Origin of the sequence: Novosphingobium bradum (assembly GCF_042646485.1) — a bacterium.
Lineage (GTDB): Bacteria > Pseudomonadota > Alphaproteobacteria > Sphingomonadales > Sphingomonadaceae > Novosphingobium > Novosphingobium bradum.
On the sequence record NZ_JBHRTQ010000004.1, the window covers coordinates 247,322 to 271,151 of the forward strand.

At 68.9% G+C, this 23,830-nt stretch carries 27 protein-coding genes, 1 pseudogene and 1 riboswitch; of the genes and pseudogenes, 12 read left to right on the top strand and 16 right to left on the bottom strand.

The window, feature by feature from the left end; all coding sequences use genetic code 11:
• Nucleotides 1-20 precede the first annotated feature (20 nt).
• Nucleotides 21-188, top strand: a complete 168-nt coding sequence (locus ACFOD9_RS04605) for a DUF1674 domain-containing protein (protein WP_379508909.1) — start codon at nucleotides 21-23, stop codon at nucleotides 186-188.
• A 130-nt stretch (nucleotides 189-318) separates the two neighbouring features.
• Here the strand turns inward: ACFOD9_RS04605 and ACFOD9_RS04610 are convergent, their stop codons facing one another.
• The 15 genes from ACFOD9_RS04610 to coxB form a co-directional block, all read right to left on the bottom strand.
• The gene (locus tag ACFOD9_RS04610; RefSeq protein WP_379508910.1) at nucleotides 319-813 is read right to left on the bottom strand and encodes a molybdenum cofactor biosynthesis protein MoaE; all 495 of its coding nucleotides are present in this window, start codon (nucleotides 811-813) and stop codon (nucleotides 319-321) included.
• Nucleotides 770-1,012, bottom strand: a complete 243-nt coding sequence (locus tag ACFOD9_RS04615; RefSeq protein WP_379508911.1) for a MoaD/ThiS family protein — start codon at nucleotides 1,010-1,012, stop codon at nucleotides 770-772. The genes ACFOD9_RS04610 and ACFOD9_RS04615 overlap by 44 nt, the downstream gene beginning before the upstream one ends.
• An 8-nt stretch (nucleotides 1,013-1,020) precedes the next feature.
• The gene (gene moaA / locus ACFOD9_RS04620; protein WP_379508912.1) at nucleotides 1,021-2,022 is read right to left on the bottom strand and encodes a GTP 3',8-cyclase MoaA; all 1,002 of its coding nucleotides are present in this window, start codon (nucleotides 2,020-2,022) and stop codon (nucleotides 1,021-1,023) included.
• Nucleotides 2,019-2,360 (bottom strand): Rossmann fold domain-containing protein, encoded by a 342-nt coding sequence (locus ACFOD9_RS04625; protein ID WP_379508913.1) that lies wholly within the window; start codon nucleotides 2,358-2,360, stop codon nucleotides 2,019-2,021. The genes moaA and ACFOD9_RS04625 overlap by 4 nt, the downstream gene beginning before the upstream one ends.
• 8 nt (nucleotides 2,361-2,368) lie before the next feature.
• Entirely contained in the window at nucleotides 2,369-2,740 is a 372-nt protein-coding gene (locus tag ACFOD9_RS04630) for a dihydroneopterin aldolase (RefSeq protein WP_379508914.1), read from the bottom strand.
• A gap of 23 nt (nucleotides 2,741-2,763) precedes the next feature.
• Nucleotides 2,764-3,669, bottom strand: a complete 906-nt coding sequence (locus tag ACFOD9_RS04635) for a class I SAM-dependent methyltransferase (RefSeq protein WP_379508915.1) — start codon at nucleotides 3,667-3,669, stop codon at nucleotides 2,764-2,766.
• Nucleotides 3,670-3,801: 132 nt separating this feature from the next.
• A complete protein-coding gene (gene thrC / locus ACFOD9_RS04640; protein WP_379508916.1) occupies nucleotides 3,802-5,202 on the bottom strand; it encodes a threonine synthase in 1,401 nt (466 codons plus the stop codon).
• Nucleotides 5,203-5,408: 206 nt separating this feature from the next.
• Nucleotides 5,409-5,999, bottom strand: a complete 591-nt coding sequence (locus tag ACFOD9_RS04645) for an SURF1 family protein (protein ID WP_379508917.1) — start codon at nucleotides 5,997-5,999, stop codon at nucleotides 5,409-5,411.
• A gap of 107 nt (nucleotides 6,000-6,106) precedes the next feature.
• Nucleotides 6,107-6,517: a DUF983 domain-containing protein gene (locus tag ACFOD9_RS04650; RefSeq protein WP_379508918.1), complete on the bottom strand. Its 411-nt coding sequence runs from the start codon at nucleotides 6,515-6,517 to the stop codon at nucleotides 6,107-6,109.
• Nucleotides 6,517-7,341: a cytochrome c oxidase subunit 3 gene (locus tag ACFOD9_RS04655; protein ID WP_379508919.1), complete on the bottom strand. Its 825-nt coding sequence runs from the start codon at nucleotides 7,339-7,341 to the stop codon at nucleotides 6,517-6,519. Before ACFOD9_RS04655 ends, ACFOD9_RS04650 begins: the two co-directional genes overlap by 1 nt.
• 110 nt (nucleotides 7,342-7,451) lie before the next feature.
• The gene (locus tag ACFOD9_RS04660) at nucleotides 7,452-8,039 is read right to left on the bottom strand and encodes a cytochrome c oxidase assembly protein (protein WP_379508920.1); all 588 of its coding nucleotides are present in this window, start codon (nucleotides 8,037-8,039) and stop codon (nucleotides 7,452-7,454) included.
• A 14-nt stretch (nucleotides 8,040-8,053) separates the two neighbouring features.
• Nucleotides 8,054-8,200, bottom strand: coding sequence for a hypothetical protein (locus tag ACFOD9_RS04665; protein ID WP_379508921.1), 147 nt, complete (start codon nucleotides 8,198-8,200; stop codon nucleotides 8,054-8,056).
• A gap of 11 nt (nucleotides 8,201-8,211) precedes the next feature.
• Nucleotides 8,212-9,135 (bottom strand): heme o synthase, encoded by a 924-nt coding sequence (locus ACFOD9_RS04670; protein WP_379508922.1) that lies wholly within the window; start codon nucleotides 9,133-9,135, stop codon nucleotides 8,212-8,214.
• A 133-nt stretch (nucleotides 9,136-9,268) separates the two neighbouring features.
• Nucleotides 9,269-10,957 carry a cytochrome c oxidase subunit I gene (ctaD, locus tag ACFOD9_RS04675; RefSeq protein WP_379508923.1) on the bottom strand — a complete coding sequence of 563 codons (1,689 nt, stop codon included), beginning with the start codon at nucleotides 10,955-10,957 and terminating at the stop codon, nucleotides 9,269-9,271.
• A gap of 27 nt (nucleotides 10,958-10,984) precedes the next feature.
• Nucleotides 10,985-12,025 (bottom strand): cytochrome c oxidase subunit II, encoded by a 1,041-nt coding sequence (coxB, locus tag ACFOD9_RS04680; RefSeq protein WP_379508924.1) that lies wholly within the window; start codon nucleotides 12,023-12,025, stop codon nucleotides 10,985-10,987.
• Between the two features lie 243 nt (nucleotides 12,026-12,268).
• Here coxB and pyrE point away from each other — a divergent pair, with 243 nt between their 5' ends.
• The 11 genes and pseudogenes from pyrE to ACFOD9_RS04735 all read left to right on the top strand — a co-directional run.
• Nucleotides 12,269-12,853, top strand: coding sequence for an orotate phosphoribosyltransferase (gene pyrE, locus ACFOD9_RS04685; RefSeq protein WP_379508925.1), 585 nt, complete (start codon nucleotides 12,269-12,271; stop codon nucleotides 12,851-12,853).
• Nucleotides 12,854-12,860: 7 nt separating this feature from the next.
• Nucleotides 12,861-13,610, top strand: coding sequence for a pyridoxine 5'-phosphate synthase (locus ACFOD9_RS04690; protein ID WP_379508926.1), 750 nt, complete (start codon nucleotides 12,861-12,863; stop codon nucleotides 13,608-13,610).
• Between the two features lie 145 nt (nucleotides 13,611-13,755).
• Complete coding sequence (gene acpS / locus ACFOD9_RS04695; protein WP_379508927.1) at nucleotides 13,756-14,157, top strand: holo-ACP synthase; 402 nt, start codon at nucleotides 13,756-13,758, stop codon at nucleotides 14,155-14,157.
• 29 nt (nucleotides 14,158-14,186) lie between these two features.
• Complete coding sequence (gene lepB, locus ACFOD9_RS04700; RefSeq protein ID WP_379508928.1) at nucleotides 14,187-15,059, top strand: signal peptidase I; 873 nt, start codon at nucleotides 14,187-14,189, stop codon at nucleotides 15,057-15,059.
• A 25-nt stretch (nucleotides 15,060-15,084) separates the two neighbouring features.
• On the top strand, nucleotides 15,085-16,209 hold the full coding sequence (locus ACFOD9_RS04705; protein WP_379508929.1) for an AI-2E family transporter: 1,125 nt from the start codon (nucleotides 15,085-15,087) through the stop codon (nucleotides 16,207-16,209).
• Nucleotides 16,210-16,213: 4 nt separating this feature from the next.
• Nucleotides 16,214-17,341: a DUF3089 domain-containing protein gene (locus tag ACFOD9_RS04710; RefSeq protein WP_379508930.1), complete on the top strand. Its 1,128-nt coding sequence runs from the start codon at nucleotides 16,214-16,216 to the stop codon at nucleotides 17,339-17,341.
• On the top strand, nucleotides 17,338-17,832 hold the full coding sequence (ruvX, locus tag ACFOD9_RS04715) for a Holliday junction resolvase RuvX (RefSeq protein ID WP_379508931.1): 495 nt from the start codon (nucleotides 17,338-17,340) through the stop codon (nucleotides 17,830-17,832). The genes ACFOD9_RS04710 and ruvX overlap by 4 nt, the downstream gene beginning before the upstream one ends.
• A gap of 35 nt (nucleotides 17,833-17,867) precedes the next feature.
• A riboswitch (cobalamin riboswitch) is annotated at nucleotides 17,868-18,082 on the top strand.
• 99 nt (nucleotides 18,083-18,181) lie between these two features.
• Nucleotides 18,182-20,002 carry a TonB-dependent receptor plug domain-containing protein gene (locus ACFOD9_RS04720; protein ID WP_379508932.1) on the top strand — a complete coding sequence of 607 codons (1,821 nt, stop codon included), beginning with the start codon at nucleotides 18,182-18,184 and terminating at the stop codon, nucleotides 20,000-20,002.
• Nucleotides 20,002-20,829, top strand: a complete 828-nt coding sequence (locus ACFOD9_RS04725; RefSeq protein WP_379508933.1) for an ABC transporter substrate-binding protein — start codon at nucleotides 20,002-20,004, stop codon at nucleotides 20,827-20,829. The genes ACFOD9_RS04720 and ACFOD9_RS04725 overlap by 1 nt, the downstream gene beginning before the upstream one ends.
• A complete protein-coding gene (locus ACFOD9_RS04730) occupies nucleotides 20,826-21,815 on the top strand; it encodes a FecCD family ABC transporter permease (protein ID WP_379508934.1) in 990 nt (329 codons plus the stop codon). The genes ACFOD9_RS04725 and ACFOD9_RS04730 overlap by 4 nt, the downstream gene beginning before the upstream one ends.
• Nucleotides 21,806-22,576: pseudogene (locus ACFOD9_RS04735) on the top strand (ABC transporter ATP-binding protein); the annotation flags it as partial. The gene ACFOD9_RS04730 and the pseudogene ACFOD9_RS04735, both read left to right, overlap by 10 nt.
• 7 nt (nucleotides 22,577-22,583) lie before the next feature.
• Here ACFOD9_RS04735 and ACFOD9_RS04740 read toward each other — a convergent pair.
• Complete coding sequence (locus ACFOD9_RS04740) at nucleotides 22,584-23,696, bottom strand: S-(hydroxymethyl)glutathione dehydrogenase/class III alcohol dehydrogenase (protein ID WP_379508936.1); 1,113 nt, start codon at nucleotides 23,694-23,696, stop codon at nucleotides 22,584-22,586.
• Nucleotides 23,697-23,830 lie beyond the last annotated feature (134 nt).

Below are 23,830 nucleotides of genomic sequence, written 5' to 3' on the forward strand. Positions count from 1 at the left end.
AGCGCGCCCATGTCGGCATGATGACAGAGCGATCCACCAAGCGCCCGGACGGCTTCGTCAAGCCGGCCCACTGGACCAACGAACCCGCGCCCCAGCCCGCCCCGCCCAAGGGCGAACCCGATCCGCGCGGTCTTTCCCCCACCCGCTACGGCGATTGGGAGAAAAACGGGATCGCCGTGGATTTCTGAGGGACCGCGGGCAAAACACCCACCCCGCTCACCCTGAGCTTGTCGAAGGGTGCTGCCTCCCGCGCAATTGTCCTTCGACAGGCTCAGGACGAGCGGACCTTGGGGAAGGCCGCCCGGCGCGGCCGGGGAATCACCCCCAGCGCGCCAGATCGGCGTGATCCTGCTCACGCGGTTCGATCCAGCGCCATTCGCCGCCCACCTTCTCGCGCTTCCAGAACCACGAATCGCTCTTGAGGTGATCCATGGCGAAATCGGCGGCGGCAAAGGCATCGCGGCGATGACGGCTGGCCGCGGCCACCAGCACGATGGGATCGCCGGGAACCATCACGCCCGAACGGTGGACGATCAGCAGCCCGTCCAGCGCCCAGCGCGCGGCCACCGTTTCGGCCAGCGCCTCCATGCCCGGCAGGGTCAGCGGCGCATAGTGCTTCAGCTCCAGCGCCTCCACCCGCTCGTCCGCGCGAACCTGGCCGAGGAACGAAACGATCCCGCCCGCCTCGGGATGGCGCGCGGAAAAAGCGCCCAGTTCGGCGGCCGGATCGAACGGCGCCAGCGCCAGGCGAACCTCGCGGCCCACGCGCTCAGCCGCCACTGACCGGAGGCAGGAAAGCCAGCTCGTCGCCATCGGCCACGACCAGCCCCGCCCGCTCGACAATCGTGCCGTTCAGCGCCAGGCGCACCTTGCCGCCGCCAAGCGCCTCGGCCAGCGCGGGCGCCAGCTTGGCCAGCAGGTCGGCCAGCACGGTCGGCCCGGCCAGCGGGCAATCCCGCGCGGGAGCGCCGGCCAGATCCTCCAGCCGGCCCAGGAACACGAGCTTGGCCATGCCCGCCCTCAGCCGCCGGTCATCGACATATGGCGCGCCAGGGCCGGGGCGGCGCCGGGGCGATCGATCGCGAAGGCGTGGCGCGCGGGCTTGATCCGCATGGCCAGATCGAGCGCCTCCTCCAGCGCCCGGTCGGGATCGGCCGAACGCAGCGCGCCGCGCAGGTCCACCTGCTCGGTCCCGCCAAGGCAGGCGAACAACTGGCCGGTGGCCGTCACCCGCACCCGGTTGCAGCCGTCGCAGAAATTGTTGGTGAGCGGGGTGATCAGGCCCAGCCGGCCGCCGGTTTCGGCCACGTCGAAATAGCGCGCCGGGCCGCCGCTGCGGTGGGCGGAAGGCGCCAGAATCCAGCGCCGCTCCAGCCCTTCGCGCACGGCGGACAGCGGGAGGTAATGGTCGAACCGGTCCTCCTCCACCTCGCCCAGCGGCATGACCTCGATCAGGGTCAGCTCCAGGCCCAGCCCGTGCGCCCAGCCGATCAGGTCGGGGATCTCGTCCTCGTTCACGCCCTTGAGCGCCACCGTGTTGAGCTTGACCTTGAGGCCCGCCTCGCGCGCCGCCGCGATCCCTTCCAGCACCTGCGGCAGGGCATCGCGCCGGGTGAGTTTCGCGAAAGCCGCGCGGTCGCGCGTGTCGAGCGAGACGTTGATCCGGCGCACCCCGGCAGCGGCGAGATCGTCGGCGAATTCCGCCAGCCGCGTGCCGTTGGTGGTGAGGGTAAGCTCCTCCAGCCCGTCTCCGATCTTGCGACCCAGCGCGCGCACCAGCTCGATCATGTCGCGGCGCACCAGCGGCTCGCCCCCGGTCAGCCGCAGCTTGGTGATCCCCCGGGCGATGAAGCCCAGGGCCAGGCTTTGCAGTTCCTCAAGCGTCAGCACTTCCGCCTTGGGCAGGAAGGTCATCCGTTCGGGCATACAATAGGCGCAGCGCAGATCGCATCGGTCGATCACCGACAGGCGCAGGTAACTGATCCGGCGGGCAAACTGATCGACAAGAGGGGTGGCGGTCATGCTGGGCAGGATACCACTTGCCCGGCGCCATGGCCATCGATCACGAAATACTGGCCGGTAACTCCGGGGGCACGATCGAAATAACCCACGGTGGCGGCAATGCCGGCGGGATCGTCGGCGGCGATGGCATTGATCCGCGCCGGGGTCCGCTCGCGGGCGAGCATCTGCACCGCGGCCAGGCGCCAGTCGGCGTGCCCATGCGGCGCGGGCGCGAACAGCAGGGTGACCACGTCCCGGCCGGCATCCAGCTCGGCCAGGACCTGTGGCAGCCAGGTGGCATGAAACGCCGCGGCAGCCGCGATGGGATCGTCCGGCAGGGGGCCGACCGGCAGCAGCACGCGGACCGTCAGCGCCGCTCGCGGTGGAGGGTCATGCCGATCTGCTCGCCGGCCTCGGCAATGGCCAGCTTGACGATCTTCACCGTCACCGCGCCCACCCGGGGATCGCCGATCATCACCGTCTCGCAGATGTGATCGGCCACGGCCTCGATCAGCTTGAAGTGCACGCCGGGCGGCAGCCCCTCGGTCGCCGCGAACTTGAGGTCCATGTAGTTCTTGCTCGCCGCCAGGTGGGTATCGGGCGCGAAATGGGCGGAAGGCTCCAGCCGCGCCGCGATCGAGATCCGCAGCGGCTGGGGCTTTCCGGTCTCTTCCGAATAGATGCCGGTGAGGACATCCACTTCGAGATCGTTGACTTCAAGAACAAGCGAATCGGTCATGGCCACCTTCATGTGCGCGCGCCTTAGCCGCAATTCGCCCAGCGCGCGAAGATTGCCGTGGGCAGCAGCCGGCCGGAATCACCGTCCGGCGCCGGGCCATCTTCCTGCACCGCAAGGTCGCCGTGCTCGATCACGCCGGGCAGGTCGGCAAAGACTTCGTCGAGCAGGCCGGCAAGGCTCAGCGAGCTCATCCGCACGGCATAGACGGTCAGGAACAGGAACCGGCTGTCGGCATCCAGCAGGCGGCGGCAATCGGCCACCAGGCCGGGCAGGTGCTCCTCCAGCCGCCAGACCTCGCCCTCCGGCCCGCGCCCGAACTTGGGCGGATCCAGGATGATCCCGTCATAGCGCTTGCCCCGGCGCACCTCGCGCGCGGCGAACTTGGCGGCATCGTCGATGATCCAGCGGATCGGCCGCTCGGCCATGCCCGAAAGCGCGGCATTGGCGCGGGCCTGGGCCACGCTCTTCTTGGAGGCATCAACATGGGTCACTGGCCCGTGGGCCGAAAGCGAAAGCGTGCCCACGCCGGTATAGCCGAACAGGTTGAGCGTGCTGGCATCCGCCTTGCCCTCCAGCATCCCACCCATCCAGTCCCACACCGGAGCCATGTCGGGAAAGAAGCCGAGGTGGCGAAACGGCGTGCAGCTCGCGGTGAATTTCACCTCGCCGCGTGACAGGTCCCAGCCATCGCGGGGAACGGGCCGGGTAAACTGCCAGCGCCCGCCGCCATCCTCGTCGGAACCGGGGACGAATTCGCCGTGGGCCTGCCAGCCTTCCGCGCGCGGGGTCCACAGCGCCTGCGGCTCGGGGCGCACGAAGCGGTAATCGCCATAGCGCTCCAGCTTCCGGCCATGGCCCGAATCGACCAGGCCATAGTCGGCCCAGCCCTCGCCAACGAGCAGGCGCGGTTGCTGGATCAGCTCAGCCACGCCTCGCCTCCGTTCGCTCGCCCTGAGCCTGTAGAAGGGCCACACGCCACGCTCGCGCCAGGGGCTTCGCCCAGCCTGCCCCGAGCGAAGCCGAGGGGCTCAGCCTGAGCGGATGTGCGTGCCATGCCGCCTTCAGGCCTTCGGACTCGCACGGGCCGCCACATAGTCGGCCACGGCGCCATAGTCGCCCGGCAGATCGACCAGCCGCTCCTCGCGGTCGAACAGGTCGCCCACGCGGGCCGGCAGGGCCGGGTGCTGACCGGTGGCGGCGGTCACCGCCTCGGTGAACTTGGCCGGGTGGGCCGTCGCCAGGGTGACGACCGGAACCGCCGGATCGATCCCGGCGGTGTGCGCGGCGTGAAGGCCGATGGCGGTGTGCGGGTCGATGGTTTCGCCGCATTCGGTGAAGGCCCAGCGGATCGCCGCGGACATCTCGTCGGCATCGGCCCGGGCCGAGCTGAACAGCGCGGCAGCGCCCTCGCGCTGGGCGTTGGTCAACTGCATCGCCTTCGTCGCCTCGAACCCGGCCATCTGCGCGGCCAGCGCCTTGCCGTCGCGCCCGCCCACGTCGAACAGCAGGCGTTCAAAGTTGGAGGACACCTGGATGTCCATCGACGGCGCGGCGGTCGGCGTCACGGTGCCTTGCGAATAGTCGCCGGTGGACAGCGCGCGGTGGAGGATGTCGTTGACATTGGTGGCCACGATCAGCCGCTCGATCGGCAGTCCCATCTTCGCCGCGACATAGCCGGCGAAGACATCGCCGAAATTGCCGGTCGGCACCGCGAAGGCCACCTTGCGCGCCGGGGCGCCCAACTGGAGGGCGGCGGCGAAATAATAGACCACCTGGGCCATCAGCCGCGCCCAGTTGATCGAATTGACCGCGCCGATGGCAAACCGGTCGGTCATCGCCGCATCGTTGAACATCCGCTTCACCATCGCCTGGGCATCGTCGAACGAGCCTTCGATGGCGATGTTGTGGACGTTGGGCGCCAGCACCGTGGTCATCTGCCGGCGCTGCACGTCGGACACCCGGCCCCGGGGGTGCAGCATGAAGATGTCGATCTTGGCGCGGCCGGCCACGGCATCGATCGCGGCCGAGCCGGTATCGCCCGAAGTGGCGCCCACGATGGTCAGGTTGCCATCGCCCCGCCCGAGAAATTCCTCGAACAGCAGGCCCAGCAATTGCAGCGCCACGTCCTTGAACGCCAGGGTCGGCCCGTGGAACAGCTCCAGCAGCCACTGCTGCTCATCAAGCTGGACCAGCGGGGTCACCGCCTTGTGGGCGAAGCGGCCATAGGCCTTGCGGGTCAGCTCGAGCAGGCGCTCCGGCGTCAGGCAATCGCCCACGAAGGGCTGCATGATCCGCTGCGCCAGTTCCGCATAGGGCAGCCCGGCCAGCCCTGCGATCTCGGCCTCGCTGAAGCGCGGCCATTCGCGGGGCACGTAAAGCCCGCCGTCGGAAGCCAGGCCGGCAAGCGTTGCTCCGGCAAAATCGAGCGCAGGCGCGCTGCCACGGGTGCTGACGTAGTCCATCAGGGGCCGTTAGCGGCACCGGCACGGAATTGGAACCCTCCCCCGTGATGGGGGAGGGATACCGCAGCTTGGCGGCGCAGCCGACTAGCGAAGGTTGGGTGGGGGTGATGGCACCGCGCCGGCGGGACCGATCACACGCATTCAGCCAAGGCCTGGCAGCAAGCGACCAAGCCTTCCGCATCCCTCCCTCATCAAGGGGGAAGGAATCACGGCCGCAGCCGCTTCCTCAGCGCCAGGACATAGATCACCAGCGCCACGCCCGCGAAAGCGAACCACTGCACCGCATAGGACAGGTGGTTGTTGGGGATATTGCCCGGATCGGGCCGCGCGTTGGGCGCAAGACCGGCCAGCGGGGGATCGGCCACCAGGCGCGGACCGGGCGCAATCATGCCGGTTGCCACGCCGCCGCCCCATTGCGGAGCCTGCGGCGCCTGCGACCAACCCATGACCACCGGCGCATGGCTGCCATCGGCCAGGACGCAATCGGCCACGTGGGCATAGCCGGCATGGCCCTTGTCGTCCTCCCCCGAAACCGACTTCAGGCCGCCGACCGAGCGGCAATCCACCGTGCTGCGCCGGTAGAGGTTGGCGGCGGACAGGCCGGCATCGGCCTGGTCCTGGCCCGGGGCCGGCGCCGTCCAGGCCACTTCGCCCGCCATCGTTTCCGCCGCCGCGAACCGCGCCAGCATCGCCTCCTTCTGGTGCAACCGGTCAATCTGCCAGAAGCCGAGCCGGATCATGATGCCCACGGCGATCAGGACCACCAGCGTCGGCAGGATGGGAATTGCGCGTTTCATCGCCCTCCCCTACCCGCTCACCCTGAGCTTGTCGAAGGGTGCTGGAACCAACGCTCGGGACATAGTCCTTCGACAGGCTCAGGACGAGCGGGCCTGGGAGGGTGACGTCAGTCGTCCCCGCCCATCGTCCACTCGTCGTTCACCGCCTCGCCCGCCGAGCGGCGATATTCGGCCTGGAGCAGCCAGGCCTTGCTGCCCCGCAGCCCGCCGACGACGGCGGCGGCGGTCAGCGGCACCCACAGGATGACATGGACCCAGAACGGCGGCTCCACGGCCAGCTCCAGCCAGATGGCAAGGCCGGTGATCACCGCGCCGATAACCAGCGTGAGGAAGGCCGCTGGCCCGTCGCCCACGTTGAACCGGGCGAAGTCCAGCCCGCAGACCCGACAGCGGTCGGCGAACTTCGCCCAGCCGGCAAACAGGGTGCGCGCATGGCAGCGCGGGCAGCAACCGAAAAGGGCAGCCGCGGCGGTGCCGGGCTGCCCTTTCGTTGCGTCCGGTTGGACGGGCGGTTCCACTATTCGATCACCGCGCCCCAGTTGCCCCACACGTAGATGCACATGAACAGGAACAGCCACACCACGTCGACGAAGTGCCAGTACCAGGCGGCGGCTTCGAAGCCGAAGTGCTGGCGCGGCGTGAAATCACCGTTGTAGGCGCGCTTGAGGCAGACGATCAGCATGATCGTGCCGACGATCACGTGGAAGCCATGGAACCCGGTCGCCATGTAGAAGGCCGAACCATAGGTGTTCTTGCCGAAGGCGAAGGGCGCGTGGATATATTCGTAGGCCTGGATCGAGGTGAACAGCAGGCCGAGCAGGATGGTTGCCCACAGCCCCTTCTTCAGGCCGTCGCGGTCACCATGGATCAGCGCGTGGTGCGCCCAGGTGACCGTGGTGCCCGAGCACAGCAGGATCAGCGTGTTGAGCAGCGGCAGGTCCCAGGCGTTGATCACCGCCTCGATCGCCTTCGGGGGCCACTGGCCGCCGATCACCTCTTCCGCGATCTTGCTGGGGAACAGCGAGAAATCGAAGAAGGCCCAGAACCAGCCGACGAAGAACATCACTTCCGAAGCGATGAACAGGATCATGCCGTAGCGCTGGTGCAGCTGGACGACCGGAGTGTGGTCGCCGGCGTGGGCTTCGCGCACGATCTTGGAGAACCACTGGAACATCCCGGCCAGCAGGACCGCCATGCCCAGCCACGGCACGACATGGCCGCCCGGCAGCTTGTGCATGAACAGGACCATGCCCGAGGTGAAGACCAGCGCGCCAAGCGCGGTCGCCAGCGGAACGATGTCCGGCGGCAGGATGTGGAAATCGTGGTTCTTCGTTCCGGCCATGATCTGGTCCCTGTTGGCGCGTTCGCCGGAAGCCCGGCGCGGATTGTTTGCGATGGCCCTTATCGCGCGATGGCGGGCCGGTCCAGTGGGTTCGCGCAGGTTATCGCCAATCAGCTCGCGGGCTTCCCCGCCTTGGCCGGTACCGCCGACTTGTCCTCGTGGAACACGTAGCTCAGCGTGATCTGCTTGATGTCGCGGGCCTCGGGATCGTCGAGGATCGCCGGATCGACATAGTAGGTCACCGGCATCCGCACTTCCTCGCCCGGCTGGAGGGTCTGCTCGGTGAAGCAGAAGCACTGGATCTTGCTGAAGTACTTGCCGGCATCATCGGGCGAGACGTTGAAGCTCGCGCGGCCCACGATCGCCCGTTCCGAGAGGTTCTTTGCGGTATAGACCGCCAGGGTGCGCGCGCCCAGGTGCACGGTCTGGGTGACCTGGACGGGGGCGAAGGCCCAGGGCAGGTCGCGGTCGACATTGCCATCGAAGCGCACCGAGATGGTCACCGGGCTGACCTTGATCCCCGCCGCCTGCTCGGCCGTGGCGCGCTGGGTGGTGCCCTGGAACCCGGTCACCTGGCAGAACATCCGGTAGAGTGGGACCGCGGCGAAACCCAGCGCCAGCATGAACAGCGCGCCGGCAATCGCATAGGCACTCACCCGGCGGTTGCGGCGCTTGAGATCGGCGGGGGCGCTGGCCATGGTGGAGGTCCTGCTCAGTGCTGCATCTTGGCGATGGTGATCGCGAAGAACAGTACCGCGAAGAAGGCCAGCACCAGACCCAGCGCCACGTTACGCTGGCGGATCACCTTCTTGCGCTGGTCGAGATAGTTGGTCGAATCGGGATCGGGCAAGTCGGGCATGGGTGAAGTCCCTAGAGAGCGAGGAAGCGATCGGCCACCAGCGCGCCGAACAGGGCGAACAGGTAGAGGATCGACCAGGCGAAAAGCTGCTTTTCCGGGCGCATGGCATCGTCCGGCCCGGTCCGCCGGCGCAAGCCCACCCGGGCCGAGAGCGCCAGGAACACGCCGCCCAGCACGGCGGCCGAGATGCCATAGACCGCGCCGGTCCCGCCAATCCACCACGGCACGAGGCTGAGCGGCAGGAGCAAGGCGGCATAGACCAGGATCTGGCGGCGGGTCGAAGGTTCGCCGGCCACCACCGGCATCATCGGAATGCCGACCTTGGCATAGTCCGACTGCACGAACAGGGCGAGCGCCCAGAAGTGCGGCGGGGTCCACATGAAGATTATGGCGAACAGCACCACCGGCATCAGGGTGACGTGGCCCGTCGCCGCCACCCAGCCGATCAGCGGCGGAAAGGCTCCGGCCCCGCCGCCGATCACGATGTTCTGCGGCGTGCGGGGTTTCAGCCAGATGGTGTAGACCACGGCATAGTAGATGATCGAGACGAGCAGGATCGCCGCCGCCAGCCAGCCCACCGCCAGCCCCATGATCAGGACCGAGGCCGCCGAGAGGCCCACGCCGAAATCGCGCGCCGAGGTGCGCTCCATCCGGCCCGAGGGCAGCGGCCGGCCCTGCGTGCGCTTCATGCCGGCGTCGATGTCGGCTTCCCACCACTGGTTGAGCGCCGCCGCCCCGCCCGCGCCGATGGCGATGCACAGGATGGCGGTGAAGCCCAGGACCGGATCGATCCGCTCGGGCGCCGCCAGCAGGCCGCACAGGCCGGTGAAGATCACCAGGCTCATCACGCGCGGCTTGGTCAGCGCGAAGAAATCGCGCCAGTCGGCCGGAAGCGGCAGGGTCTGGGCCGAAGCAGTGGGGGCGGTCTGAGTCACGCTGCGGCCTATAGGCAAGCGCGGGGCCGGTGGGAAGAACGCAAGCGCCCCGAACGCGAAACCGGCGCGTTGAAACGAAAAAGCCCCGGAGTTTCCCCCGGGGCCTCTCGATCGTTCAGCCTTGCGGCCGTTCTCAGTGGTGCGCGTCCTCGATCACGGGGAGCGTCTCGAACTGGTGGAACGGCGGCGGGCTCGACAGGGTCCATTCCAGCGTGGTCGCGCCTTCACCCCAGTAGTTGCCCGAAGCCTTCTTGCCGGCGACGAACGTGTAGAGGATGTTGAGGAAGAAGATCAGGGTCGAAACGGCCATGATCTTGTAGCCGAGCGTCGCCACGTAGTTCCAGTGCTCGAAGGCCGCCGGATAGTCCGGATAGCGGCGCGGCATCCCCTGGAAGCCGAGGAAGTGCATCGGGAAGAAGATCAGGTTCACGCCAACGAAGAACACCCAGAAGTGCAGGTGGGCGAGGAACTCCGAATACATCTTCCCGCTCATCTTCGGGAACCAGTAGTAGAAGCCCGCGAACAGCGCGGTCACCGCGCCCAGCGAGAGCACGTAGTGGAAGTGCGCCACCACGTAGTAGGTGTCCTGGAGGTTGTCGTCGATGCCGCCGTTCGAGAGAACGACGCCGGTGACGCCGCCCAGCGTGAACAGGAAGATGAAGCCGATCGCCCAGACCATCGGCGGCTTGAACGAGATGCTGCCGCCCCACATCGTCGCGATCCACGAGAAGATCTTGATGCCGGTGGGGACCGCGATGACCATGGTCGCCGCGGTGAAGTACATCTTCGTGTTCACCGACAGGCCGGTGGTGTACATATGGTGCGCCCAGACGATGAAGCCCACGACGCCGATCGCGACCATGGCGTAGGCCATGCCGAGGTAGCCGAACACAGGCTTCTTCGAGAAGGTCGAGATGATCTGGCTGATGATGCCGAAGCCCGGCAGGATCATGATGTACACTTCGGGGTGGCCGAAGAACCAGAACAGGTGCTGGTAGAGGATCGGATCGCCACCGCCCGACGCATCGAAGAAGGTCGTGCCGAAGTTGCGATCGGTCAGCAGCATGGTGATCGCGGCAGCCAGAACCGGCAGCGAGAGCAGCAGCAGGAAGGCGGTGACCAGCACCGACCACACGAACAGCGGCATCTTGTGCAGGGTCATGCCCGGCGCGCGCATATTGAAGATGGTGGTGATGAAGTTGATCGCGCCCAGGATCGAGCCGGCACCGGCAAGGTGCAGCGAGAAGATCGCGAAGTCGGTCGCCGGGCCGGAGGAGCCGTAGGTCGACAGCGGGGCATAGGCGGTCCAGCCGATGCCGGCGCCATTGCCCGTGGAATCACCCGGAACAAAGGCCGAGAGCATCAGCGAGCAGAAGCCGGCAACCGTCAGCCAGAACGAGATGTTGTTCATCCGCGGGAAGGCCATGTCCGGCGCGCCGATCATCAACGGCACGAACCAGTTTCCGAAGCCGCCGATGATGGCCGGCATGACCATGAAGAACACCATGATCAGGCCGTGGGCGGTGATCAGCACGTTCCACAGGTGGAGCGCGCTATCCATCGCCGCCGGCTTGCCGTCGGCCAGGCTGGCCCAGAGGGTCAGGTACTGGATACCGGGCTGCTCGAGCTCGAGCCGCATCAGGCCGGAAATCGCGCCACCGATGACCCCCGCGAAGATCGCGAAGATCAGGTAGAGCGTGCCGATGTCCTTGTGGTTGGTCGACATGAACCAGCGGGCGAAGAAGCCCGGCTTGTGATCATGGTCGTGCGCGTGGTCGTGCGCGTCGCCGTGAGCCTGGAAGGTCTCTGCGGTGGTAGCCATGGTGATGCCTCGTCTTTCTGGGCGAGATCAGGCGGCGGGAGCCGCGGATTCGGTGGCGGCGGGCGCAGCGGCTTCGCTGGCGGCCGGTGCGGCGGCTGCCGGAGCGGCGGCAGCGGCAGCAGGCGCCGCGGCAGCGGCGGCAGCCGGCTTCTTCTGGTGATCGAGCTGACCGCCCTGCGAGAGCACCCAGGCGTTGAACTTGTCACGCGGGAGCGCCTCGATCGCGATCGGCATATAGCCGTGGCGGGCGCCGCACAGTTCCGAGCACTGGCCGTAGTAGACGCCCGGCTTCTCGATGGTGAGCACCTTCTCGTTCACGCGGCCGGGAACGGCGTCGAGCTTGAACCACAGCGAGGGTACGGCGAACGAGTGAATCACGTCGGCGCCGACGGTCTGCAGACGGATCGGTTCGCCCACCGGCAGGACCAGGCGGTTGTCCACACCCAGCTTGGCCGGCTCGCCACGCTTCACGGCCTCATCGTCGGGCAGCATATTGGAGATCACTTCCAGCCCGCCGTTGTCGGGGTAGGAATAGGTCCAGAACCACTGGTTGCCGGTGGCCTTGACGGTCAGCGCGTTTTCCGGCGCCGGCTTGTACTGGCGGGCCAGCAGGGTGATCGAGGGGATCGCGATGCCCACCAGGATCAGCACGGGAACCAGGGTCCACACCACCTCGATCAGGGTGTTGTGGCTGGTGCGCGAGGCGACCGGATTGGCACGCTTGTTGAAACGGGCGGCAACGATGACCAGCAGCAGCAGCACGAACAGGGTGATGATCGTGATGATCGGCATCAGGATCGCATCGTGCATCCACAGCGCATAGTGCCCGTTGGGCGAGAACTGCTGCTGGAAGCCGAAGGCGCCGTCGACCGGCTGGCCGATACCCGGGACGGGCTTCATCGGCACGTAGGAGCCGGCGGCGGCGGTCGCCGTGGCGGCCGCTTCGGTGGCCTTTTCGGCAACCTGGGCCAGGGCGGCCTGCGGCAGGGCCGCAATTCCCCCAAGGATCCCCAAAGCAGTGGCCGCGATGGCCGATCCCGCGCGGCGGGCGTGTTCCCCGATTGTCATCTTTGTTGCGCTTTCGCTTTTCCTATGCGGGCGAAGAGCCCCCGGTCCACAAGTCATGCTTGCGCCCCCAGTGCCCCCGGGACGCAGGTTTGGCTGGGCCTATACGCGCGCTTGCGGGGCACCTCAAGCGCCTCTAGGGGATTATTTTCCACCATGTCCACATGAGGCCCGATGGCGGCATTTTCGCGGTTTGCGGCAAGCGCGGCAGGGCTCTGGACCCGATCAGACGGAGATTCGACGACAATGCAGGAAGATGACGTACTGGCTGAGTTCCGGGCCTCGAAAGCCCTTCTCGAAGGCCATTTCCTGCTCTCGTCCGGGCGCCACAGCGCCCATTACCTGCAGTGCGCGCGCGTGCTGATGAATCCCGAGCGGGCGGGCCGGCTGGCCGTCGCCCTCGCCTCGGCCCTCCCGCGCGAACTGCGGCGCCAGATCACCAGGGTCGTCTCCCCGGCCATGGGGGGCGTGATCATCGGCCACGAGATGGGCCGCGCGCTCGGCGTCGAGGCCATGTTCGTCGAACGGCCCACCGGCACCTTCGAACTGCGCCGGGGCTTTGCCCTCGAGCCGGGCGACAAGGTGCTGATGGTGGAAGACGTAGTCACCACCGGCCTGTCGAGCCGCGAGGCGATCAAGGCCATCGAGGAAACCGGCGCGGAAGTGATCGCCGCCGCCGCCCTGGTCGATCGCTCGGGCGGCACGGCCGATCTCGGCGTGCCCTTCACCGCGCTGATCGCATTGAACTTCCCCACCTATGCGCCGGATGAACTGCCCCCCGAACTGGCCGCCACCGAGGCGGTCAAGCCCGGGAGCCGCGCGAAGCCGTGAGCCAGTCATGCTGAATCCGGCCCACCTGCGCCTGGGCGTCAACATCGACCACGTCGCCACCATCCGCAACGCGCGCGGCGGCGATCATCCCGATCCCGTGCGCGCCGCGCAGATCGTGGCGGCGGTCGGCGGCGACGGGATCACCGCGCACCTGCGCGAGGATCGCCGCCACATCCGCGACGAGGATATCGCCCGCATCCAGGCCGCCACCGACCTGCCGCTCAACTTCGAGATGGCGGCAACCGACGAGATGGTGGAAATCGCCCTCAGGCACCGCCCCCACGCCGCCTGCATTGTGCCCGAACGGCGCGAGGAGCGCACGACCGAGGGCGGGCTGGACGCCGCCGGCCAGCACAACCGGCTTGCCCCCATCGTCGCGCGACTGGCCGATGCCGGCATCCGCGTCAGCCTGTTCATCGCCCCCGAGCCGCGCCAGATCGAGGCGGCGATGAAGCTGGGCGCCCCGGTGGTCGAACTGCACACCGGCGAATATGCCCATGCCTGCCAGGATCCAATGGGGGGCGAAGCCGTGGCGGCCGAACTCAAGCGCCTCGCCGACATGGCCGCATTGGCCGCGCGCAACGGCATCGAACCCCACGCCGGCCACGGCCTCACCTACGACAACGTCCAGGCCGTGGCCGCCATTCCGCAACTGGCCGAACTCAACATCGGCCATTACCTGATCGGCGAGGCCATCTTCACCGGGCTGGACGGCGCCGTGCGGAAGATGCGCGACCTGATGGACGCGGCTCGATGATTGCCCGCCTCACGGCGGGAGCGGCACCGGCCACCTCCCCCACCCGACCACCCAACGATAGTACCCTATGGGTGGTCGGGTGGGGGAGTGGGCCGGTGCCGCAAGCCCCTGACGGATGTCAGGGGCGCACCCAACGGAGGCTCCCATGATCATCGCCATCGGCTCGGACCTCTGCAACATCGAGCGCATCCAGTCCTCGCTGGATCGCTTCGGCGCGCGCTTCCTCGCCCGCGTCTTCACCGAAGTCGAGCAGGCCAAGGCCGAGCGCCGCCCCTTCACCCGCGCCGGCACCCTGGCCAAGCGCTTCGCCGCCAAGGAGGCCTTCTCCAAGGCGGTCGGCACCGGCTTCAAGGCCGGCGTGTTCATGAAGGACATCGGCGTCATCAACCTGAAAAGCGGCGCCCCCACCCTCGCGCTCACCGGCGGCGCGGCGGCGCGCCTTGCCGTGCTCACCCCCGCCGGCCATGAAGCGGTGGTCCACCTCACCCTCACCGACGACCACCCCTGGGCGCAGGCCTTCGTGGTGATCGAGGCCCGCCCGCTGTGACTGCCCGCGAACAGGAAGCCCCACCCACCGTGACCACCCCCGAGGACAAGCCTGCCCCCAAGCCCGGGATCGACTGGATCGCCGAACTGCGCGGCCTGGCGCTGATGCTGCTGGCGGTGCTGGCCTTCCACTCGTTCGTGGCCAAGCCCTTCTACATCCCGTCGATCTCGATGATGCCCAACCTGCTGGTGGGCGATCGGCTGGTGGTTTCCAAGTGGCCCTATGGCTGGAACTGGTCGTCCGCCTCGTTCCACGTGGCGCCGCGCGGCACCTGGCGGGTGCTGGGCAGCACGCCCGAATATGGCGACATCGTCATCGTCGTCCCCCCCAACCGCACGGATGACCTGATCAAGCGCGTGGTGGCCCTGCCCGGCGACCGGATCGCCGTGGTCGATGGCCAGATCGTGCTCAACGGCAAGCGCGTCCCGCAGACCGTCGAGCCGCCGGTCCGGATCCCCGCCGACGATGCGCTCACCTGCGAGAACGGCATCGGCCCCCAGCCCTGCTATGACGAGTTTGCCCAATACCGGGTGCGCCTGCCCAATGGCCGCGAGGTCTATGAGCTGCCCACCTTCCGCGAAACCCTGCCCAACGGCGCGACCTACCAGATCATCGATCACCTCGACCAGACGCTCGACCATTTCCGCGAGATCACCGTCCCGCCGGGGCACGTCTTCGTCATGGGCGACAACCGCGACCATTCGGCCGACAGCCGCGCCCCCTTGTGGGAAAACGGCCTCGGCGGCCCGGTCCCGCTGTCCGACGTGGGCGGCCGCGCCGAATTTCTCACCTTCTCGTTGAACGGCACCGAACGCCTCAACCCGCTGACCTGGTGGGGCGCCCTGCGCGGCGATCGCGCCTGGCGCAGCCTGCGCCCGCCGATCCTGCGGCCCGCCCATTGAACCTGGCCAACAAGGGAGACCGCCGATGACCGATGAACGCGATCAGCCGGCCGCCCCCCGCGGCAAGCACGCCCCATCGGCCCGGGCGCAGGCCGCCATGCCCCACCGGGCCGGGCCGACCGACTTCGCCCCCGACGAAGTGCGCGCCGAGGCCCGCCGCGCGGCGATCTGGATCGGCATGGCCACCCTGGTTGTCGCCGTGGTGTTCATGGCCCAGCCGCTGCTGGTGATCTTCGCGGGGCTGGTCTTCGCGGCGATGATCGATGGCGGGGCGCGGCTGCTCGGCCGGGTCCTGCCGATCGGGCGCGGCTGGCGGGTGCTGCTGGTCCTGCTCGGCGGCGCCGGCTTCCTGGTGTGGACCCTGTGGTTCGCCGGCAGCCAGCTCACCGCCCAGGCCGCGCAACTGCCCGCCACCGTCGAAGCCCAGACCTTGCGCCTGCTCGCCTGGCTCCAGGCCCACCACATCAAGGTCGCGGATGCCGATCTCAATGGCTTCGTCCAGCAGGCGCTGGGCGGGGTGGGCCATGTCACGCGGATCATGGGCGGCATCCTCGGCGGGGCCACCACGCTGTTCCTCGTCCTGGTGCTGGGCATCTACATCGCCGCCGAACCCCGGCTCTACCAGCGCGGACTGGCCTGGATGCTGCCGATGGACACGCGCGAACACTTCCAGGGCACCGCCCGGCTGATGGGCCGGTCGCTCAGGATGCTGATGTTCGGCCGGCTGATCGGGATGAGCGTGGAAGGCGTCGGCACCTGGCTGCTGCTGTGGGCCTGGGGCGTGCCGATGTCGGGCCTGCTCGGCCTGCTCACCGGCCTGCTCGCCTTCCTCCCCAATATCGGCGCGCCACTCTCGGGCGCGATCATGGTCCTCGTCGGCTTTTCCGGCGGGACCGAAATGGGGCTCTATTGCATCGGCGTCTATGTCGCGGTGCAAACCATCGATGGCAACGTGATCGTGCCGATGGTCGCCAAGAAGACGGTCGATCTCGCCCCGGCCCTGGTGCTGGGGGCGCAGCTGGTGATGGGGGCGCTGTTCGGCATCCTCGGCCTCGCGCTCGCCGATCCATTGGTGGCGATGATCAAGATCTGGCTCGAACGCCGCTCCGATCGCATCGCCCGCATCGCTGCCCAGGCGGCCCCGGGTTGATCGCATGGCCCGCAAGTTCCTCTATGCCATGGCCGTGCTCATCGCGCTGGTCTTCGCCGGCCGCCTGGCCCTGACCTTTTATGGCGCCAACCTGATGGGCCTTGCCCTGGTTCCGCGCCACGGCTTCGAGGCCCGGCCGCCGCTCGCCCCCACGGCCTATGCCGATCCGGCGCTGTGGCTGTCGCGCCCCGGCCTGGCGCAAGATCCGGCCCGGCTGCGCCCCGCAGGGCTGGCAACCAGCGAAGCGCCCCTGCCCGCCGCCGTGTTCTTCATCCACCCCACCAGCTATATGTCGGCCGCCCACTGGAACGCTCCGGCCGGCGCGAACCAGGCCGATAGCCAGGAATCCGATCGCCTCGCCCGGATGCTGGTGCGCGCCATGGCCAGCGCCTTCAACGCCAGCCCGGACCTGTGGGCGCCGCGCTACCGCCAGGCCACCTTCGGCGCCTTCCTGGCGGATCGGCCCGAACGCACGGCCGCGCTCGATCTCGCCTATGGCGATGTGCGCCAGGCCTTCCACGCCTTCCTCGCCGCCATTGCGCCGGGCCAGCCGATCGTTCTCGTCGGCGACAGCCAGGGCGCGCTCCACCTCAAGCGCCTGCTGCGCGACGAGGTGGCCGGCAAGCCGCTCGCCCGCCGGATCGCGGCGGCCTATGTGGTCGGCTGGCCGGTCTCGCTGGCCCATGATCTGCCGGCCATGGGCCTGCCCGCCTGCACCGCACCCGCGCAATCGCGCTGCGTCATGTCATGGCTGTCCTATGCCGAACCGGCCGATCCGAAGCTGACGCTCGCCGCCTATGGCCGGTTCCCCGCGCTCGATGGCAAGCTGCCCGGCGGTTCGCCGTTCCTCTGCTCCAATCCGCTGACCGGCGGAACGAGCGGCATGGCCCCGGCCAGCCGCAATCGCGGCACCCTGGTGCCCGATGCCGCGATGGAGGGCGGCAAGCTGGTCCCCGGCATGGTCCCCGCGCGCTGCGCGCCCGATGGCTTCCTCCTGATCGGCCCCCCGCCCGACATGGGCCAGTACGTGCTGCCGGGGAACAATTACCACGTCTACGATATGCTGCTGTTCTGGGCCAACCTGCGCGCCGATGCCGCCGCCCGGGTCGCCGCATGGAAGCCCGCAGCATGACCGAACCCGCCCCCGGCCCCGCGCTGGTCACCACCAGCAGCGCCGATTTCCGCGCCGCCCTGCCCGAAGGCGGCGCCCTTGTCGGCCTCGACCTTGGCACCCAGACCATCGGCACGGCCTTCGCCGATGCCGGCTGGCGCTTCGCCTCGCCGGGCAAGACCCTGAAACGCGGCAAGTTCGGGGCCGACAAGGCGCTGCTGGCGCAACTGATCGCCGAACGCTCGGTGCGCGGCATCGTCATCGGCCTGCCGCTCAACATGGACGGCAGCGAAGGCCCGCGCAGCCAGTCGAGCCGGGCCTATGCCCGCAACCTCGCCGTGCTCGGCCTGCCGGTCCTCCTGTGGGACGAACGCTGGTCGACCATGGGCGCCGAACGCGGCCTGATCGACCAGGACATGAGCCGGGCCAAACGCGCCGAACGCATCGATTCGGCCGCCGCCGCGGTGATCCTCCAGGCCGCGATCGACGCGCTGGCCGGCGCGGCCTTCTGAATCAGCACCTTGCACTGCAACATGAATGGGCCTAAGCGCCCGCCCACGTCATGGGTTGTCCGTGGCCCGAGTGATCGGGTCCGGACCTAAGAGGGAAGCGGGCTGAACTCCCGCGCTGCCCCCGCAACTGTGACCGGGGAGCGTTCCGTCGCTCAAGCCACTGGCCAGGGTTCCGCAAGGGCAGGCTGGGAAGGCAGGCGGAAGGCGATGATCCGGGAGCCAGGAGACCTGCCCGTGATGGTCGTTCCGCGCCGGGCGGGGTGTACCGGATTGCAGCGTGGCTCCCGCGATTTCGCGCGGGCGCCTCTCGCCATGAACGGCATTCGTTCATGACGGGAGTATTGTATCCATGAAGACCCTGCTGTTCCTTTCCGCCGCCACGCTTGGCCTGGCTTCCCCCGCTTTCGCCGCCGATGCGGCATCGGGCGATATCGTCGTCACCGCCACCCGCATCGCCGCGCCGCTCAGCGAAGTGGGTCAGTCGGTCAGCGTCGTCACCCGCGCCGAGATCGAACAATGGCAGGCCACCCAGGCGGTCGACGTGCTCGCGCGCCTGCCCGGCATCGCGGTCGCCGCATCGGGCGGCTTCGGCCAGCCGACCAGCGTCTTCGTGCGCGGGGCCGACAACGCGCAGAGCCTGGTCCTCATCGACGGCGTGCGGATCAACGATCCGGCCGATGTCGGCGGCGGCTTCGACTTCGGCAGCCTCGCGGTGGGCCAGTTCGACCGGATCGAGGTCGTGCGCGGCTCGCAGTCGGTGCTGTGGGGCAGCCGGGCGATCGGCGGCGTGATCAACCTCATCACCCGCCAGCCCACCGCCGACTGGCAGGGCCGCGCCCAGGCCGAATATGGCTGGCGCAACCGCAAGCAGCTGGGCGCCTCGGTCTCGGGCATGGTCGGCCCGGTCGGCCTCACCGCCGGCGGCACCTGGCTCAAGGGTGATGGCTTCTCCGCCTTCAGCGAGGCGCGCGGCGCCACCGAGCGCGACGGGTTCGAGAGCGTCTCGGGCAATCTCAAGGCCGTGGTCGATCTGGGCGGCGGCCTCTCCGCCGATGCCGGCACCTTCTACAGCCGCGCGACCTACGGCTACGATGGCTTTGCGAAGGACGCGCTCAACTTCGGTGCCAAGCGCGATGTCACCGGCTTTGCGAACCTGCGCTGGACCGCCCTCGATGACCGGCTCACCGCCCGCCTCGGCTATGGCCTGACCGATAGCCACCGCGTCTCCGACGATGCCGTCTATGGCCCCTACATCACCGATGGCCGCAACGAGCGGGTCGAGGGCCAGGTGGCCTTCACCCCGGTCAAGGCGCTGACCGTGCTGCTGGGTGGGGAAACCGAATACAGCCGCTTCAAGGACAACTTCGGCTCGGCCGCCAGCACCCGGATCGGCAGCGCCTTCGCCAGCGCCACCCTGCGCCCCCTTCCAGGCCTCACCCTTAACGGCGGGGTGCGCCACGATCACCACCGCGATTTCGGCAACCGCGACACCGTCTCGGCCAACGGTGCCTGGGAAGTGGCGGGCGAAACCGGCCCGGTCCTGCGCGCCAGCTACGGTGAAGGCTTCAAGGCGCCGTCGCTCTACCAGCTCTACACCAACACCGGCTTCACCGCCCTGCGTCCCGAAACCGCGCATGGCTGGGATGCCAGCGTGGAACAACCCTTCGCCGCCGGCCATGGCCGGATTTCGCTGGGCTGGTTCGATCGGCGCACCCAGAACCTGATCGACTATGACTTCGCCACCTTCACCTACTACAATGTCGGCAAGGTGCGCGCGAAGGGGGTGGAACTGGCGATGCAGGTCACCGACTGGCAGGGCTTCGACGTGAACCTGTCCTACACCTGGAGCGAGGCCCGCAACCAGATCACCGGCAAGCAGCTCGCCCGCCGGCCCGACCACACCTTCGCCGCCAGCCTCGATTACCACTGGGCCTTCGGCCTCGTCACCGGCATCGATCTCAATCATGCCGGCGAGCGGTATGACAACACCGCCAACACCCAGCTGGTGCCCGACTACATGACCCTCGCCCTGCGCGCCTCCTACCCGCTGACCGCCAGGGTGGAGCTGTTCGGCCGGGTCGAGAACGCGCTCGATTCGACCTACGAGGTCGTCCGCACCTATGGCACGCCCGGCCGTTCGGCCTATGCCGGCGTGAAGGCGCGGTTCTGATGGGCCGCGCGCTGCTTGGCGTGCTGCTGCTGGGCGCTTGCAGCCCGGTTGCATCGCCCTTGCAGCGCGCGCCTTCGGGTGTGGTCAGCCTCAACCCCTGCACCGACGCGATCCTGGCCGATGTGGCCGATCCAGCGCAGATCAGGGCGCTTTCCGCCTATAGCAGCGATCCCGGTTCCAGCTCGATGGACCTGGCCACCGCGCGGCGCTTTCCGGCGGTGTCCGGCACGGTCGAGGAGATCGCCGCCCTGCGCCCGGCGCTGGTCATCGCCGGCACCTTCACCCCGCCTGCCACCCGCAACGCCTTGGCGCGCCTCGGAATTCCGCTGGTGGAAGTGCCGATCGCGCAGTCGGTCGTCCAGAGCGAAGCCCAGGTGCGCCAAATCGCCGCGCTCGCCGGCCAGCCCGCCCGCGGCGAAGCCTTGGTCGTCCGGATCGAAGCCGCGCTGGCAGCCGCCCGCCCGGCCGACAGCCGCCGGATTCCGGCGCTGGTCTGGCAATCGGGCGGGATCGTCCCGGGCCAGCAGACCCTCATCGCCGATCTCCTGGCGCGCACCGGCTTTGCCCATGCCGCCGCCGCCAAGGGCTTGCGCCAGGCCGATTTTCTCCCGCTCGAACGGGTCGTCGCCCAGCCGCCGGCAGTCATCCTCGCCGCCGGCGACCACTCGGGCGAGGATCGCCTGCTCACCCATCCGGTGCTGAAACGGATCACCGGCACGACCCGCGCCCACCTCGATTCCTCGCTGCTGTGGTGCGGCGGCCCGACCATCATCCGCGCCGCCGCGCGCCTGCGCGAAATCCGCCAAGTGGCTGGAAACGCGGCATGAACCGGCTCAACCTTGCCCTGCTGGCCGCGCTCGCCCTGGCCCTCCCGCTCTCGCTGCTGGCGGGCAAGGTCTGGATCGATCCGCTCCACCCGCCCTTCGCCAATGCCGGCCTGATCCTGCTCGACCTGCGCCTGCCCCGCGCCCTGCTGGCCGTGATCCTCGGCGCGGGCCTGGGCGGCGCGGGGGCGGCGATGCAGGGCTATCTTCGCAATCCGCTGGCCGATCCCGGCCTGTTCGGCATCGCGCCCGCCGCCGCGCTCGGCGCCGTGCTGGCCCTGTGGACCGGCCTGGCCGCCAGCCCCTTCGCCCTGCCGCTGTTCGCGCTGATCGGCGCGGGCGGGGCCATGGCCCTGCTCAGCCTGATCGCCGGGCACGCCGATGGCCACGGCGGAGGCGTCGCCCTGTTCACGCTGGCCGGCATGATGATCGCCAGCCTGGCCGGCGCGCTGATGAGCCTGGCCATAAGCCTTGCCCCCACGCCCTTCGCGCTCTCGGAAATCGTCACCTGGCTGATGGGCGCGCTGACTGACCGGGGCTGGCCCGAAGTCTGGCTTACCGCCCCGCTTACCCTGGTGGGCCTAGCCCTGCTGCGCCTCGCCGGACCGGGGCTGGACGCGCTGGTGCTGGGCGACATGGCGGCGCGTTCGCTCGGGCTCGACCCCCGCCGCTTGCAGGCGCTGCTGATCGGCGGGATCGGCCTCACCATCGGCGCGGGCGTGGCCGTGGCCGGGATCATCGGCTTTGTCGGCCTGGTGGTCCCCCACCTCGTCCGCCCCTTCACCGACCGCCGGCCGTCGCACCTGATCGTGCCCTCGGCACTGGCCGGAGCCTTGCTGCTGCTGGTGGCCGATTGCCTGTGCCGGGTCCTGCCCACGGTGACCGAACTGCGCCTCGGCATCGCGCTCAGCCTGGTCGGCGCGCCGTTCTTCCTGGCCCTGCTGCTGCGCCTGCGCCGCGCCCCGGCCCGCGACGGGGGGCTGGGCTGATGGACCTGCGCGCCGCAAGCCTCGTCCTGCCCGGCCGCCTCGCCGGCGTGAGCCTGGCCCTGCGTCCGGGCGAGGTGACCGCGATCGTCGGCCCCAACGGCGCGGGCAAATCAAGCCTGCTGTCCTGCCTGTCGGGCCTGCTCGCCCCCGCCAGTGGCATGGTGACCGGCGACGGCACGCCGCTGGACCACCTGCCCCCGCGCGAACGGGCGCGGCGCATCGGCTACCTGCCGCAAAGCCCGGAAGTGGCCTGGGACGTTTCCGTTCGCACGCTGGTCTCGCTTGGGCGCCTCCCCTGGCAAGGCTCCCCCCTCCACCGCGCCCATGCGAGCGCGGCCGAGGACGAGGCCGCGATCGCCCGGGCGCTGGCGGCGATGGACCTGGACCCGCTGGCCGCCCGCCCCGTCTCGCGCCTTTCGGGCGGGGAACGCGCGCGGGCGCTGGCCGCGCGGGTGCTGGCGGGCGAACCGGCCTGGCTGCTCGCCGACGAGCCGCTGGCCAATCTCGACCTGTCCCACGCCGCCGCGCTGGTCCGCCTCCTGCGCGCCCAGGCCGAGGCCGGGCGCGGGGTGGTGCTGGTGCTGCACGATCTCGCCACGGCGATGAACCGGGCCGACCGGGTGATCGTGCTCGACCGCGGCCAGGTCGCCGCCGATGGCCCGCCGCACCTTGCGCTCGACCCCGCGCTGGTCAGCCGGATCTGGGGCATCGGCGCGCGCTGGCTGGGCGATGCCGGCGCCCGCGCGCTGGCGGTGGATTAACCCCTTCTCAGTAGACGACGACCGAGCGGATCGACTGGCCGGCGTGCATCAGGTCAAAGGCGGTGTTGATCTCCTCCAGCCCCATGACGTGGGTGATCATCGGGTCGATTGCGATCTTGCCGGCCATGTACATATCGACGATCCCGGGCACGTCGGTCCGCCCCTTGGCTCCGCCGAAGGCCGTGCCGCGCCAGTTGCGCCCGGTGACGAGCTGGAACGGGCGGGTGGAGATTTCCTTGCCGGCCTCGGCCACGCCGATGATGATCGAGGTGCCCCAGCCGCGATGGCAGGCTTCCAGCGCGGTCCGCATGACCTCGGTGTTGCCGGTGGCATCGAAGGTATAGTCCGCGCCGCCATCGGTCATGGCCACGATCCGGGCGACCACATCCTCGCGGCTCATGCCCTTCGAGTTGAGGAATTCGGTCATCCCGAACTTGCGGCCCCATTCCTCGCGGGTCTCGTTGATGTCGACGCCGATGATCTTGCCGGCGCCCGCCAGCCGCGCGCCCTGGATCACGTTTAGACCGATCCCGCCGAGGCCAAAGACCACCACGTTGTCGCCCACCTGGACCTTGGCGGTGTTGATCACCGCGCCCACCCCCGTGGTCACCCCGCAGCCGATGTAGCACGAGGTCTTGAACGGCGCGTCCTCGCGGATCTTCGCCACGGCGATCTCGGGCAGGACGGTGAAGTTGGAGAAGGTGGAGCAGCCCATGTAGTGGAAAACGGTCTGGCCCTTGTAGCTGAACCGGCTGGTGCCATCGGGCATCAAGCCCTGCCCCTGCGTGGCGCGGATCGCGGTGCACAGGTTGGTCTTGCCCGACAGGCAGCTTTTACACTGGCGGCATTCGGGGGTGTAGAGCGGGATCACGTGATCGCCCGGCTTCACGCTGGTCACCCCGGGGCCGACCTCGCGCACGATCCCGGCGCCTTCATGGCCAAGGATCGAGGGGAAGATGCCCTCCGAATCGAACCCGTCGAGCGTATAGGCATCGGTGTGGCACACGCCGGTGGCCATGATCTCGACCAGCACTTCACCCGCCCTGGGGCCATCGAGATCCAGCTCGACGATTTCGAGCGGCTGCCTGGCGGCAAAGGCAACGGCGGCGCGGGTCTTCATCGGCAAAACTCCAGTCTGGGGCGCGACCGCGCATGGCATAGGTTGGCGCGCGCGGATCGGCTAGAGTGGAATTGTCGCTGCGGCGCGGCCCGCGATCGGCTATGTTGCGCGCCAGACCGGACAGCGCGGCCAAA